The following is a 15166-nucleotide window of genomic DNA, read 5'->3' as shown; positions in this document are numbered from 1 at the left end:
TTCGTTAGTTTAATACTATATAGATCGTGATCATTATTAAAGCCAGTGCCCCCCAGCCTGCCCATAGCCATTTATCCATGCCCGAGCCGGCGTTATCCGGGAAGGTAAACGATACGTGATTCTTTTCGGGCGACTTAAAAACCATCGTTATCCCCCCCATTAAAATCACCAGGAAAATGAAGATATAGACAGACAGTAACAGGAAATGCGGCCAGAATCCTTTATACGGATAGTTCAATACGTAACAAACGCCCATTATCAGGCAAAGAAATCCGCCGCCAAACAATACTGTTTCTGCTCCCACCCGGTGGGTACGTTTCCAGAATATACCGGCTAAAAAAACAACCGATAATGGTGGCGCCAGTATAGACACGAGTCCCTGTGTTAATTCAAACAGGCTTTTATCAGAATAAGAAAATAATACAGCGATACCTCCTCCCAGAAAAGCGCCTGCGGCGGTCATCCATCTCCCAACCCTTGTTTTATCCTTTTCTTTCAACGTTACAAACTGCGTGACCACATCCAATGTAAAAACAGTACTGAAAGAATTCAGACCTGAAGAAACGGTATCGATCAGGGAAGCAATAAGCGCCGCTATACAGAGTCCACGAAGCCCCGCGGGCATCAGGTTTTTGACGAGCGTAATGTAAGACTTATCCGGCGTGGTACTATCTCTGTATAATAAAAAACAAATAATACCAGGCAATACAAAAATAAATGGCGTGATCACTTTGAGTGCCGCCAGGAAAAGAATGCCGCGTTGTCCTTCTTTGACAGTTTTTGCCGCCAACACCTTTTGCACGATCGTTTGATCTGCACACCAGTAGTAAACGGCTACTACAGGATAACCTGCCACAATAGCGAGCCAGGAATATTCGGGATCGGACCTGGCATGAAACAGCTTCCAATAGTCGGGAGGGATTGCTTTGGCCGCACCTTCCACATGACCAATTTTTCCTATAGCCAATACCGTTAGTATCAGGGAAGAAACAATAATGATCACCGACTGGAAAACGCCGGTCCTTACCACTGCCTTTAAACCCCCGATAGCAGTATAGCTGGTGGAAATGAGGGTTGTCAACACTACTGCTTCCAGCAGGGAGCATTGGAAAATTTCAGAGATAACCAGGCCACCCGCATACAGTGCACTGCCAAGCCATACAAACAATATCGACACCAGGCTGTATACGACCAGGAAATTATAAGACCTGCGGCCATAACGTAAAAGCAGGAATTGCGGAATAGTGCTGATCCCTGATGAAATATAACGTGGAATAAAAAATACAGACAACAACATCAGAAATATCCATGCCAGCCACTCAAAATTGCCTCCCACCACTCCCTGCGAAAAGCCCAGGCTGGATAAGCCTATCAACATCATCGGGCCTACGTTGGCACTGAACATGGAAAAGCCGATCTGCCACCATTTCAAAGAACGCCTGCCTAAAAAAATATCTCCGCCCGATTGTGACCGGGAGGATTTAAGGTAAAAACCAAAGGCGAATAAAGCGATTACATATACGACAAGGACCAGATAATCAATTCCAGTTAATATTATGTTCACAGAAGATGCTTAAGGATCACAAAGATACGATCGGCTTGTATTCACCGACGTTCTTTTTATCCCATATCCTTGTCCTGGTCAGTTGACCGGTGCTTTCACAGTGGCCCCAATTTATCCTGACAGGCAAACCAGGCATTTCCGGCAGGAAAAACTTCCCGTTGCTCCATGCCGGTTTTACATCGAAATATGTTTCCAGTCCCGACATAATTGAATACAGGTACTCCACTTCACATGGTTCAGACGCAGTAGCCATCAGGGAAGCTGTAAACAATGAATAGCCACCGGAGGAAAAGTCAACCTTATGTTTGGCCGCCAGGTCTCTCACCGCCATCCATTCTTTCACGCCGGCTAAATGACCGGGCACCGGCTGCAAATGGCTTACGCCGATATTTACCAACGTAGGAAATACTCTTGCCGTCCGTTCCGATTCTCCAAAAGCTATTTTCAAAGGCGTTTGTTTGCACAGCGCTTCAATCTGGTCAAAAGATGCTGAATGCGTAGGTTCTTCAAACCAGGCCAGGTTTTCCCCGGCTGTCTGATCTATAAACCGGAGCGCCTGATCACAACTCCAGATCTGGTTGGCATCCGCGGCGAGCCTGATATTTTTTCCCAGGAGGTTACGTACAAACTTCACGCGCTTTACATCTTCCTTCATGTTCATGCCAAAATCCTTACCCACCTTCATCTTATAACAATCTACCCCTGCTGTAATAAAATAGGTAACCTCTTTTTCCAGTTGCTCATAACTGTAGTTGGTGCCTCCTCCGCTGCCATATACCTTTACCTCATTCCGGCCGGCGCCCATATATTTATGCAACGGTACGCCGAGCCGGCGGGTAGCCAGGTCGTGCAATGCCATATCCACCTGTCCCAACAGCGCAGATGCAGGGCCTCTGAAGCCCTCGTTGCGGATAGACCAGTATAACCTGGAATATAACTGGCTGTAGGAAAGGTTATCGGAATATAGCAAATGAGGCACGAGGCATGCTTCCAGGATATTGGTATAACTGCTGTACACCGGTGCTTCACCAATATTGTGATTTTCATCTTCAATGGTGATCATGGACATTCCAAAGGCATGAAACGGTCCCATAGTGGCGTCCTGCAATGGCGTAACCACCTGCACCGGGGCTAATTCCCTTATTTGTATACTCCGGATATTAAAGATCTCGTGATCGATATTACACATCTTAACTTCTTTTACCGTTACTGCAATTCAAAATTTCTGTCTGGATGGCGTCCGGTAGTTTACCCTGGTTAAAATTTTCAATACTGGCCACCAGTTCCGCTGTATTGGATGGTCCCAATACAATATTAAAATCATAGGGTAAAGACAGGAGGAACCTATGCGCCATAGCGGATAGGGAAAGACGGTGTTTTTCCGCTATTTGTTCCAGTTCTATGGCCATCTTCAGTGCCTCTTCGGGCAGCCATTCCGGGCGCATCTGTTTAAACGACCCTATACATCGCCCCAGCAGTCCCATGTTTAGCGGACTGGCAGCATAATACTGTATGTTACGGGATAGGCAGTAAGGCAGTGAATCCCCGAGTGACGTTACATTTGAGGCATTAAGACGGTTAAACTCCATCACCACATCAAAAACGCCGGCATCCAGGTATGCTTTCAGCCAGGAAGGCCAATTACCTCCTACGCCTAACCGTTTTGCCAATCCCTGTTCCCTGAACTTTATCAGCCTGTTAATGATCCGCTCCGCGTCCATTTCGGGAATGGCATGAGGATCATGTAAAAACAGGATATCGAGAGAAGAGATACCAATAGTATGGAGACTGTTCTCCAGGCTTTCCGCCATTGTCCTGTCTGAATAATCGTAACAGGCTTCGTCGGCGGCGTAAGATTTGAGTCGCCCCACTTTGGAACTGATCACGGGTATTTTCCCATCCCATTGCTGTAATGCCTGACCAAGATAGCGCTCCGCATCTCCATAAGCCGGAGCGGTATCAATAGCGATTATACCCGATTCGAGTGCGGATAAAATTGTTAATACAGATTGATGTGGATCAACCTTTCCCCAAACGCCGCCTAATCCGGCAGTACCAAGCACCAAACGTTCGCTGACCATAAAAAAATAAGTAAAATAAACTGTTATCAACTTGCTTTGCTGCGCTTCAATATTTCCGGGCTGCCCCAAACTCCATCTGACGCTGCCTTGTAAAGTTTCCAGGTATTATCATCCAATTGTTCCAGGTGATAAACATTTTTTTCTTCCTGCATTTCTTTTTTCAATGCGTCTCCAAATGCACCGGCATTCTTTGCGTTTTCCCAGGTCCGGAAAGCTTTGAATATCGCCTGCTTGTCGGTTCTTTTCTCTACAGCATCCTGGCTTAACCCCAGCATATAGGTAGCTTCCCAGGCAATGGATTTACACTGGAGATTCTCTACTACCTGTACGGTCCAGTCGCGCTGCAGATTCTGTATCCCAAAAGTAGCGGGAAAATAACTTCCGTTGAAAGAATACCGCATGTCTTTCCCTTCAATTCCCCATTTATTATTTACCGGATCAAACATATGATTACCACCCCCTACATTACATACGCTCATGTAGTGCCAGTTTCCTTCAAAAACGCAGGATCCCATCACTCTCACGTACGGCACGTTCATTTCTTTAAGGTGGTCAAACATGCCTCTCATAAAACGTTTGAAAGAGTATTGTCCATGTCCCTGGTAGGTAAAGCTTTCGAAACCATCAAAGTCAATATAGTTCATCCCTCCGTCGTGCAGCAGGCGGGCATAATAGGCTGCATAATCATCCTGCAGTGCAATATCGGGGATAAATCCACCATAACAGTTTACCTGGAGTTTGGCCAGTTGCTCCCCTGCATGATGTACGGCAGCATTGGTTTTGAGGGCGCCGCGTTCTACACCGGTAAGTGTATATGGTTTGGTGGTGGTAACGCCTTTATACCGGATCAGCTCTTTCCCGATTTTCAGCACATTCACCTTGTTGTCGTCCCAACCGCCAAATTCGTTCAGATAGCTGGTGTCCACCACCTGTATCAACGTATCATTTGCACTAATCGTTTTGGCGATATGGGTTTTTAACACAGTGCATAAGCCATCGTTGGGCACCGGATGCACATCGCTGCTAAATGGCTGAATAAATTCTGTAAGCGTATGCAAACCATAGGCAACGCCTTCTTTATTGGTTAAGGCGGTTAAGTCACTGATGGGCCGTTTTTGCTGGTTGAGCGTCACTTTTTTATCACCCCACCGGTTGGCCGGATTCGTATAATATTCTCCCAAACCCTCATCCTGAACAGCTTTCAGTCCCAGCTGCCCGGCATAGGAAACCAGGCTGTCGTGCGGCCCCCACCAGGCGATATCCGTTTGATAATTGGACGGATCTTTTACCCACTTCCCATTCCTGGTTATATAGGGTAAGCCTTCATTTTTTACAATCTGTTCAATTGTTTGCAGTCCCAGTGAATCAGGGCAGGCATAAAAGGCGATGGCAGAACCGATATAGTCTACGTCAACCGGCGTCAGCTCCATATGCCGGGGCGATTTTACCCCGGGGAAATCATTAAAATGCGGATAAAAAATGGTGTACGGCTTCTTCCGGTCGCGCGAATGTAATACGATAGACGATCCGAAGTCCGGCTCCAGGCTGGCGCCATTACCATTCATATACCGGTAATATTCTTCCGGGTGCGAATAAAATGCCACATCATTAATGCCATCTCCACCGATACGGAACCGCTGACCTTCCTTTAGATTTGCCGGCAGTGGGTACTTCGCCGGATCAGGCGAATGAATGATATAGCAGGACTGGTACATATCTCCATTACAGGGCGGACCGCTGGTGGTATTGTCGTTCAGCGCCAGTATGCCAATGGCAAAATTTTCACTTCTTACTACCGACAGTATTTCGCCGATGGTTTTGGAGATATTGGTTTTATAAGGCCCCCATATCACATTGTCAACACCATTTCGTGGTAACAATGACAACAGTTCAAAACGCAGGTAGTCGTTTTTCTCGTCGATCTTTAACGTGGCAATTGTACCGTTGGGATAGGTCAGCTTTAACTGTTTCCCCTGTAGTTTTGCACTGACCGGATAAATATTCTTTCCTTCTTTTTCCAGCGCCAGTAATGGTGAGCTTAGTCCCCGGGGATTGTATTCCCTGTTTGTTTGTTTATCCCTGATACTGGTAATAAATCCGCTTTTATTGATGCTAACAGACGAATACCTGGTTGTAAACGCCATTTGCTGTGCGCCTGCGTGCCTGTTAAAACCCAATAATGTACAAATGATTATCCCGGCCGTTAAATACTTCCTGTTACGCTTATTTTCTTTCATTCAATTGCTATTGCAGGGGATCAAAGTCGCCACCCCAGTTATTGTTTTGTTTTAACAATGGGTTTCTATCCAACACTGCTTTAGGAATGCCATAAATATAGTACTGATCTTTAATAGCTATATCAACGGCATCTGTTGGAATAACAGTAGAAGTAAATTTACTCCACACTGTATTTATATCCGACATCGGGCTTACATCCGATTGTCCTGTTTTCAGCAATACGGCGATTCCATGACGTTGAGTAAGGCTTCTCAGGTAACCAAACATTTTCCAGCGGCGCAGGTCATTCAAACGTTTACCTTCAAAACAAAACTCAACAAAACGTTCTTTTTGATATGCTTTGCGTATGTCGGGTTGCAACACGGCTGTAATTCCATAATTACCGGCAATACCTGGCAGCACACCTGCACGGGTCCTGATCTGCTTTAACACATCCAGTGCCGCTGCAGTATTACCTGTTTCATTAGCGCATTCTCCGTAATTCATTAATACTTCAGCATAACGGATTTCAACCCAGTCGACGCCTGCATTGTAAACAGTGCCTTTGTCAAGGGTTTTATCAACCGCTTTTATACGGTAAAAACTGGAGTTAGACCATAAAGGATCCAGTGTTATTGCATTATGCACGCCTTCCAGTCCGGTGCCACCGTTATAATTTGTTATCGACGTAAAATAGGTCCACAGGTATGTTTTACTGTCACGCATCCCCTTTAAATATTGATTAGGAGCTCCGTTGTAATAAATATTGGCATAAAACCGGTCATCCCTGTTAAAGAACAGTGTATCGTAGCTTCTTGATTGTGATTCCCAGGCCGAGCCATCCTTCATAGGAAAGGCATTCACCAGTTCCAGGGAGGGCCGGTCGTAACCTACATCATCTTTAGACCAATCCAGGGGAATTAAACCGCCCTGGAAATAAGTGGCCTGCGGATAGTTGAACCGGTGGACCATTACCACTTCTTTGTTTAGCTCATCATCCCATATTTTACTGTAGGGACTATATAACCCTTTGCCGCGTGCATCCAGGAATTCTTTGGCGGCTTTATTAGCATCGAATGCTTTTTGCCAGGTGGCAACGCCTCCCAAACCGTTAAACAACGGGCTGGCATAAAACAATAATACTCTTCCTTTAAAGGCAAGGGCCACTCCTTTGTCTATCCGGCCCATGTCGTCATCTGTAAAAGCGTCGGGCAGTAAGGCGAGGGCATCATCTATATCTTTTAAAATCTGTGTTACACATTCTGATGTTTTATTACGGGGTTTCTGCAGTGTAGTTAAATCGGAGGTAGGCAGCTGTGCTTCCAGTATCAGTGGTACGCCGCCGTAGGTGCTCACGAGGTTTTGATAAGCCCAGGCCCTCCAGAATAACGCCTGTCCTTTAATTTTATCCTTATCCGCCTGGCTGAAGGTAGCTTTATCAATATTACCCAACAAAATATTGATAGTACGAATATTATTATAAGTACCAAAACTGTTTTGTGAGTCGAAGGTAGCGGTGCCCCTGAACCATTCATTTGTTTGTTTCTGATAAGGTACGCCTTCGTCGGTGTTGTTGCCGCCGCCGTAAGGATTGCCTGGCATCAGCGCTGAATAGATCTGATTTAAATAGGCGGTGGCAATATTTACATCCGACCATACCTGGTCCGGACCAACTGCAGAGAGATTCGTTTTATCAAGTACTTTATTGCAGCTCACAAATAAAAAAGGAACGAAAAAAAGGAGTACTGCTATATTTAACTTATGCTTCATTTTCTTGTTTTTTAATTTGAACATGCTTTTCTACAACCTTATATCAATTCCTGCGGTAAAAGTTTTCATAGTTGGATAACTCATGAATTGAGACACTTCAGGATCATACAACTTAAATTTGCTGATGTTAAACAGGTTTGATCCTGCCAGGAAAATCCTGGTATCTTTAATCGCTAATTTATTCAATACGATATCAGGCAATTTATAGTTGATGTTCAGGTATTTCATCCGTAAAAAGCCGCCGTTATATACGTTGAATGTGGAGGTCCATGTGTAACCGGCAGAGTGGGGATCTCCCCAGGGGTACATTTTTGGAGTGGAACCGTTAGGATTTTCGGTACTCCAGGAATCAGCATGGTATTGTGGAACTTTTCCACCGCCGCCGAAATTCCTGCCCCAGGCGTCATTGTAACTTATTTTATATCCTGTGAGGCCGGAAAATAATGCTTCTACCGTAAATCCTTTATACGACAGCGACAGGTTCAATCCGTAGGCCATAGGTGCATTGTCTGCTCCAAAATAATTACCCAGCACCATTTGGTCGTAGCTATCCACTTTATTATCCGGTTTTCCGTCCGGGCCACTTAAATCAGCCAGCAGCATATCTCCCAAAGCAGGGGCTACTCCATTAATGGTATAACCGCTTGGCAGCTTATTCAAATCCTCCTGTGTGCGTATTACACCCAATGCCTTGTAACCATAGCTATACGCCAGCGTTTTCCCGATGGGGTTGGCATAGTCCTGTGTATTAGCTGCCACATCTCTTTTTATAGCCTTGTTGGTAGCATAGGTGAACACCCCTTTTACATTGTAGCTGAAGTTTTTGCCGATGTTATTACTATAGCCAAGCTCTACTTCAATACCGTGGGAACTAACTTTTCCATAATTTTCAGGAGGCAATGATGCGCCAAACTCGTAAGGAATAGCCAGGATCCGGCTGCCTAATATATCATAGGACTGACGTTTCCAGTAATCGAAGCTGAAGCGTACATTTCTGAATACCGTTGCATCCACACCGAAGCCTGCGGAATTTGATTTTTCCCAGGTTAAATTACTGTTAGGCAATCCGCCATACGCCAGCCGTGATGCCGGTGTACCGGAAGCGCCAAGGAAATAGGTACCCCCTTGTATAATATATTGCTCCATCCATCTCCATCTGCTGTTAGGATCATCTTTATCCAGGATATCATTACCGGTGGTAGCGTAGGATGCTCTTAACTTTAAGAAATCAACTGCATGGCCAAGTGTTGATGACTGAAAAAATCCTTCCTTTGAAATCACCCAACCTCCGGACACCGATGGAAACCATCCCCAGCGCTTATCCGGTGCAAAGTTGGTAGAGCCGTCTCTCCGTACAGATGCACTGAAAAGGTATTTGGCATCATAGTCGTAGTTAATCCTTCCGATATAGGACAGCCTTCCAATCTGACCTTCGTTACCACTTGTTGACCAGTCGGCGTTGTTTGCACTGGTGTATAAAAATTGATCCGTAGCAACGAGCGGAAAATTATACCGGTACATGCTGAAGTAATTCGAGTAGCCCTCGTATTGTTCGTAAACAGCCAGTGCGCCAATCGTATGTTTTCCAAATGTCCGGTCGTAATTAACCTGTGCATTTAGCTGGTAAGTATTGGATTTATTATATTCATTGCCTAAATACTGAGTGCCGGGATCGCCACTTAAAGTAGTACCCACCAATTCATTTGTATAAATCAAACCATTGGGACCTGTTTTCTTAAAATTGTACAGTGTTTGTTTTTTGGCAAAGGTTTTTATATAGCTGTTGTCGAAGTTTTTGCTGTAGGTACCTTTTATGCTCAGTCCTTCTACCGTGGGTATTTTATACTCGGCAGTTACCAACGCATCTATTTGCTGGTTGTTGTTACGCCAGTAGCCCCCGTTTCTCATCATCTCTATGGGATTTCCCAGCCAACCGGGGTTATTTGGTTTACCATCTATATAAGGCGTTGCAAATACGTCCCAGTACAGCAGCTTGCCCCAAAGATTATTCAGGTCATCGGAACCATAATCATAGGTAAAGTTGAAACGGTTGCGGGTACCATAACTTGTTCCCAGATTTAAACCGAGTGTAAGATTTTTTACGAGGTTGGCCTGCACGTTTCCACGGAGATTGTATTTCTTGTAGGATACCTGTGGCAGGAATCCATCTTCGTTAATATAAGAACCTCCTATGTAGGCTCTCAGCTTTTCGTTACCGCCTGAAACACTTAATGCATAACGTTGGCTGGAAGGATTGGTATAAGCGGCTTTGTAATAGTTATCGCCGTTAGGGTTATTTTGAAGCACCCAGTTAATTTCTTCATCACTTAAACCGCCGTTAACCGCTTTGCTTAAATTCAATCCGTCTTTAACCGGCATATATTCCGGCAGTTTACCTACACGTTGCGTGTTATAGGTGGCGTTGAAATTTATAACTGCCGTACCACTCTTTCCTGTTTTTGTTGTTACCAGGATAGCGCCGTTAGAAGAGCGGGAACCGTAAATAGCTGCCGAGGAAGCATCTTTCAAAATGGTGATATCCGCCACTTCATTGGGATCCAGCGCGTCGAAACTGGTTTTATCCCGCACTATACCATCAATTACATATAAGGGTTCAACGGCACTGTTGCTAAAGGAAGAGCGGGCCCTCACTTTAACATTAGAGCCAATACCAGGCGTACCCGTGGGTGAACTGATAAAGGTACCCGACATACGTCCTGCCAATACATTTGATAGATTGGTTGCAGGAATGAGCTGTATATCCTTCGCGCTTATGGAGGAAACAGCAGAAGTCATTTTAGCACGTTTCTGTGTACCATACCCTACCACCACTACATCTGTCAGTTCCGTGGCAACGGGCTGTAGTGTGATGTTCAACTGGGAAGTGCCGGCAACTGCAAAGGCAGTACGAAATCCCGTCATCGTAACTTTCAGACGGCTACCGGGAGCTGTGTTTATTTCAAAGCGGCCCTCCGGACCGGACACCGTTCCGTTCCTCAGGTTCCCTTCCTGGCTGATAGTTGCGCCGGGGAGCGGCGTGCCCGTAGAGTCAGTGACAACGCCTTTAACGCTAATCTTGCTTTGGGAATAAATATGCGTGGATTGCAGTATCAGGCACAGCAACGCAATCGCCCATAGTAACGACTTGGTTTGGTTCATAAAAAAAATTGTACAGGTGACAAATTTGTGGAATAGCAATTCATTGTTCGGTTGATGACATCTCTAGTCTACCTAAAGATCTTACTATCCCTTACCATGTACAACGCTTAATTTGACCATTACAAATGTTATTTTTGCAGGAGGGCAATTACTTGTTATGTCAATAAACAAAACTCAACTGGCCGGTAAAGCGGAAAGGTCTTGATAGACCTTTCCACTTGTAAACTTTAACCGGGAAACTGATACGCCATTGCAAACTCTTTAGCAAAACCGGGAAATTTCCGGCTTCCTGATACTCCGTACTGATCTTTCTTAAATTCGTCGAACAATCCTTCCCTGATGGCTTTTCCCGCGTTCACGATAAGATTTTCAGCAGCATCCTGTGAAAACCCGTTCTGAAGCAGCCCCGCCAACAAGGCATCATCGGGAAACTCCACCCAATTTAACGGCTTGTCAATCGCGCTGCCTAACATTTCAGCTATGCCGTTGCCATTTCTTATATCGCTGATAACATATTCGATCTGCTGACCGGAAAAAGAAAGCGAGTTTAAGAAACTGAAGGCTGCATCTGCAATATCTGCCGGATGTGTCATGAGCAGATCAACCGTTCCGCCCACATTGTGCCCGATAATGCCCTGGTGTTTTGCAGGCCCTAAACCACCATAAAAATTGGTATAGAACATGGCGGGGCGTAAATGAACAACATTTAATCCGGTAACGCCATTAAGCCGTTGTTCCAGGTTGTAGTATCTCGATAGCGGAGCAATGCCCGCCACCGCAACACCAATGCTGCTCAGGTTGACCGCATACCGGATATTGTGCTGTTCAATAGCCCGGACATAGTTCTGGTGTATTTGATCTGCAAAATCATAATAGTCCGGGACGGAAAAATCAGGGGGCACCATGGTATATACCGCATCGGCGTCTTCGAACGACCGGGAAACAAATTCCGCATCTGTTAAAGAGCCGGTCAATGGTACGGCGCCCAGCTTTTCTATTTCCTTTGCCTTCCCGGAATCGGAGCTTATTACTTTTATTTCGTGACCACTTGCCACCAATCTTTCTATGAGAACACGACTGATATTTCCAAGGGAACCTGTTACTGTTGCTTTCATTTTTTATTTGTTTTAAAATTCTTGTACAAAACTAAACTTGTACTTACCTTTATACAAGTACTTACCCAATGGTAAGTATCAAATAATATGACAGCAATAAAAGAAACATCGGTCATCCAGGAAAACAAGAGCAATGCGTTTGTCGCCTGCCCGGTAACCTTTGTAATGGAAAAGATTGGCGGATATTGGAAGCCCATCATCCTGTTCAGTCTTCTGTCGGGAAAAAAGCGCTACAGCGAGCTAAAAAGATCAATACCGGCGGTTACAGAAAAGGTGCTGATACAGCACCTTAAACAACTGGAAAATGACGGGTTAATCTTGCGGGAGCCAAGACCCGTTGTGCCGCCTTATGTTACCTACGAACTGTCGGCGTCGGGCAGGGCATTAAGGCCTGTGCTCTATGCAATGGCGGAATGGGCTGTTAGCCAGGGAGGGGAGCTGTCGGGGCAATTTTCAAAACAAATGGCGGACTTTCCGCCAGAATGAGGAGATGGATGAGGAATGATTTGATATTCATTTAAAACAGACTTGTGGAGTTCAGTTTAATGCTCCCACACCAACCCGACCTCCTTCTCCAGCAACAGCAATCTGGCCAGGCTGGTATATCCTTTCTTTGAAAATCCAAACAGGTGTAATTCGCCTTTTGACAGCACTTCCTGTTCCTTCACCCCCGGATAAGGAATCAGCTGATTACAATTAAAACTCACACTCACATAACTGCACACCTCATTTTTAGCATTTGTTATCAGAAGAGCATAGTCAGTATAAAAACAAAAGGGATATCTACCACCATAAGTGGTGGGTGTTCTGATCAGCTTAATTATTTTTCGTGCAGTATCTGGCGATATATTTCGGACATAGTCGAAGCAACTACTTAACATTCCATTATACATAATCGCAACAGCTTTCTCCTGCTCACATAGATTACCGGTATTTAGTTTATATAACTTCATGGTATATCCTTTTCCAAAAACAAGCTCTTTATCCAGCTGTTGTTTTAAAGAAGGCTGTGCTGTTGCGGAAAGGTAATTAGCTGCGGTCAGGAAAATAATAAAAAAACGGATTTTCATGCCTTGTTAGATTTCTATTGTCATAATCATAAATAGCAATCCCCGATATTTGTGCCAAAACATTAAAATAATTTCCCCGACAATCCTCTGATGTTGAGCTCACGAAAACCCAGATATAGAACATGGAGTTCCGTGACAGAAGGGGACTTGCTCATCAGGAACCGGCCCAGTGAATCCGTTGCGAGCGTTTCCATGTGCTTATTTCGCCTTTGTATCTTAATGCTGGCGCCTACCAGGGTGTCGCCTGTTGCCGCATCCTTAACCCAACCTTCAATTTTCTCCGCATCTATATCACGCAATTCTAACTGGATTTCTCCCATTACAACGCAGCCATCTCTGGCAGCAATACCATATTCAGGAACGCGGTTAGTAATTAATTCGTTATAATTCTTTCCGTTATATAAAAAACGGGGATATGACTGTTTCGTTTGAGCCTGACCGGTATAGGAACCAAGCAATACAATGATAGCTACATACAATAACCTGGAGATAAGGGACATTTTGATACTTTAATTTAAAACATTATTTTTTCTGCGCCCAGATATAAGCCCGCCTGCTTGCATATTCCACCTCATCATACGGGCGCCTCTCTATGGCATCAATGATATTAAAACCCGTTTCATGAAGTAATGCAATGATATCATCTGATTTAAAGAAGAACAAATCAACATCAATTTCTTTATCATGCGCTTTGTCAAAATGAACGATCTCCTCTCCCGCGTGAAAGGAAAATAAAAAATCTCCTGCTGTTCTTAATACCCGGTTTATTTCTTCGAAACACTTCCTGACCTGGTCAGTATTAAAATGTACTATCGCATAAAATGCAACGGCACTTGCCAGAAATCCTGACGGATAAGCGATATCCAATAAGTCTCCTGTTTCATATTTAATATGGGGAGAAAGCTCCCGGGCAGTACTAATCATCGCCGGCGACAAGTCAATGCCGGTGATGTCCTGCATGCCATTGTCGTACAGAAATTTTGTTGTTTGCCCGGGTCCACAGCCAAAGTCGGCGCCGGGTCCTTTATCTTTGTTAACAGCTGCAAATTCCTTCAATAACAACCGGTCAAAATGCTTGTGGGAAAGTTCATCCCAGCGCTGCGCCGCATAGTCGCTGGCTACCTGGTCATAACAGTGTAATACTTTTTCCTGTGAATTCATCTTATTCGTCGTTTTTCAATACTAACTGGATGTTGCCTTTCCCTGCTCTTACCTTTTCTATCGCTTCATTCATTTCAGAGAACGGCATAACGTCCACCGCGCTCTCAATGTTATGCTTTATTGCGAAATCAAACATCTCTGTCATGTCCTTGCAACTACCTACATAATTTCCAAAAATAGTTCGCTGAGCATAATCGTATAGCAAGCCAAGGTTAACGGATTGCTTTTCCAAAGGCGTGGCTACCACGCAAAACTTCCCCTGTGGTTTAAGGATCTTCAAAAAATTATTCAGATCATATTGCACATTTAGTGTCGAGATAATAAAATCAAATTTCTTCCCGGTCGTTGTAAGATTATTGGCGTTTGAGCTTAGTATAAACTCCGCTCCCAACTGATTAATCATCTCTTTTTTCTCAGGAGAATGAGAAAATACATACACCTGGTGTCCCATTTTATTTAAAAACTGGATGGCCAGGTACCCAAGACCACCAGCACCCAATACACCAACAGTGGAATTGGCAGGCAACTGCGCTCTTGTAATTCCTGTATATACAGCAAGACCAGATGACAGCAATGGAACTGAATTCACCGAATGAAGTGCCGGCGGAAGCTTAAATGCGAACCTGTTATCAACAACAATATGCTCCGCCAAACCACCATAGCAATGCACACCAATTACTTTTTGCCGCTCACAAAATTGTTCGTTCCCAGATTTGCAATATTCACAGTCAAAACAAGCTTCCTGCTGATAACCAATTCCAACGCGATCTCCAACTTTCAATGTAGTTACATTTGCCCCGATTGCTTCTACAATTCCCACAATTTCATGCCCGGGAACAAGTGGAAATTTAGTATCGCCCCAATCATCACTTATGAATTGGATATCCCCTCTTGCAATAGCACAATAAATAATTTTGACGCTTACCTCACTGTCACCAACCTTTCTTTCATAAAAAAATGGTTCCGGTTTTCCACCTTTCTCTTTAATTCCATATGCTTTGATTTTCATAAATAGCCCGATGAGTTTTT

12 protein-coding genes are annotated in these 15166 nt (G+C 44.5%); 1 reads left to right on the top strand and 11 read right to left on the bottom strand.

What is annotated here, in order from left to right; all coding sequences use genetic code 11:
* Window positions 1–4 precede the first annotated feature (4 nt).
* The 7 genes from AB6805_RS24710 to AB6805_RS24680 form a co-directional block, all read right to left on the bottom strand.
* Entirely contained in the window at window positions 5–1564 is a 1560-nt protein-coding gene (locus AB6805_RS24710) for a sodium/solute symporter (protein ID WP_370912131.1), read from the bottom strand.
* Window positions 1565–1580: 16 nt separating this feature from the next.
* The gene (locus AB6805_RS24705) at window positions 1581–2753 is read right to left on the bottom strand and encodes an enolase C-terminal domain-like protein (protein ID WP_370912130.1); all 1173 of its coding nucleotides are present in this window, start codon (window positions 2751–2753) and stop codon (window positions 1581–1583) included.
* A 1-nt stretch (window position 2754) separates the two neighbouring features.
* Window positions 2755–3645: an aldo/keto reductase gene (locus AB6805_RS24700; RefSeq protein WP_370912129.1), complete on the bottom strand. Its 891-nt coding sequence runs from the start codon at window positions 3643–3645 to the stop codon at window positions 2755–2757.
* A 26-nt stretch (window positions 3646–3671) separates the two neighbouring features.
* Window positions 3672–5882, bottom strand: a complete 2211-nt coding sequence (locus tag AB6805_RS24695) for a hypothetical protein (RefSeq protein ID WP_370912128.1) — start codon at window positions 5880–5882, stop codon at window positions 3672–3674.
* Between the two features lie 7 nt (window positions 5883–5889).
* On the bottom strand, window positions 5890–7632 hold the full coding sequence (locus tag AB6805_RS24690; RefSeq protein ID WP_370912127.1) for a RagB/SusD family nutrient uptake outer membrane protein: 1743 nt from the start codon (window positions 7630–7632) through the stop codon (window positions 5890–5892).
* Between the two features lie 30 nt (window positions 7633–7662).
* Window positions 7663–10791 (bottom strand): SusC/RagA family TonB-linked outer membrane protein, encoded by a 3129-nt coding sequence (locus AB6805_RS24685; RefSeq protein ID WP_370912126.1) that lies wholly within the window; start codon window positions 10789–10791, stop codon window positions 7663–7665.
* Window positions 10792–11018: 227 nt separating this feature from the next.
* Window positions 11019–11906 (bottom strand): NAD(P)H-binding protein, encoded by an 888-nt coding sequence (locus AB6805_RS24680; protein WP_370912125.1) that lies wholly within the window; start codon window positions 11904–11906, stop codon window positions 11019–11021.
* Window positions 11907–11993: 87 nt separating this feature from the next.
* Here AB6805_RS24680 and AB6805_RS24675 point away from each other — a divergent pair, with 87 nt between their 5' ends.
* The gene (locus tag AB6805_RS24675; RefSeq protein WP_370912124.1) at window positions 11994–12392 is read left to right on the top strand and encodes a winged helix-turn-helix transcriptional regulator; all 399 of its coding nucleotides are present in this window, start codon (window positions 11994–11996) and stop codon (window positions 12390–12392) included.
* 56 nt (window positions 12393–12448) lie between these two features.
* Here AB6805_RS24675 and AB6805_RS24670 read toward each other — a convergent pair whose 3' ends face one another.
* The 4 genes from AB6805_RS24670 to AB6805_RS24655 all read right to left on the bottom strand — a co-directional run bounded on the left by AB6805_RS24670 (window position 12449) and on the right by AB6805_RS24655 (window position 15146).
* A complete protein-coding gene (locus AB6805_RS24670; protein ID WP_370912123.1) occupies window positions 12449–12976 on the bottom strand; it encodes a hypothetical protein in 528 nt (175 codons plus the stop codon).
* A 62-nt stretch (window positions 12977–13038) separates the two neighbouring features.
* A complete protein-coding gene (locus AB6805_RS24665; RefSeq protein WP_370912122.1) occupies window positions 13039–13476 on the bottom strand; it encodes a hypothetical protein in 438 nt (145 codons plus the stop codon).
* Window positions 13477–13498: 22 nt separating this feature from the next.
* On the bottom strand, window positions 13499–14137 hold the full coding sequence (locus AB6805_RS24660; RefSeq protein WP_370912121.1) for a class I SAM-dependent methyltransferase: 639 nt from the start codon (window positions 14135–14137) through the stop codon (window positions 13499–13501).
* Between the two features lies 1 nt (window position 14138).
* Window positions 14139–15146, bottom strand: a complete 1008-nt coding sequence (locus tag AB6805_RS24655; protein WP_370912120.1) for an NAD(P)-dependent alcohol dehydrogenase — start codon at window positions 15144–15146, stop codon at window positions 14139–14141.
* Window positions 15147–15166: the final 20 nt, after the last annotated feature.

This window comes from Chitinophaga sp. RCC_12 (assembly GCF_041360695.1).
GTDB lineage: Bacteria > Bacteroidota > Bacteroidia > Chitinophagales > Chitinophagaceae > Chitinophaga.
Note: the sequence above shows the minus strand (reverse complement) of the source record. Positions and strands in the feature narration are given on the sequence as shown.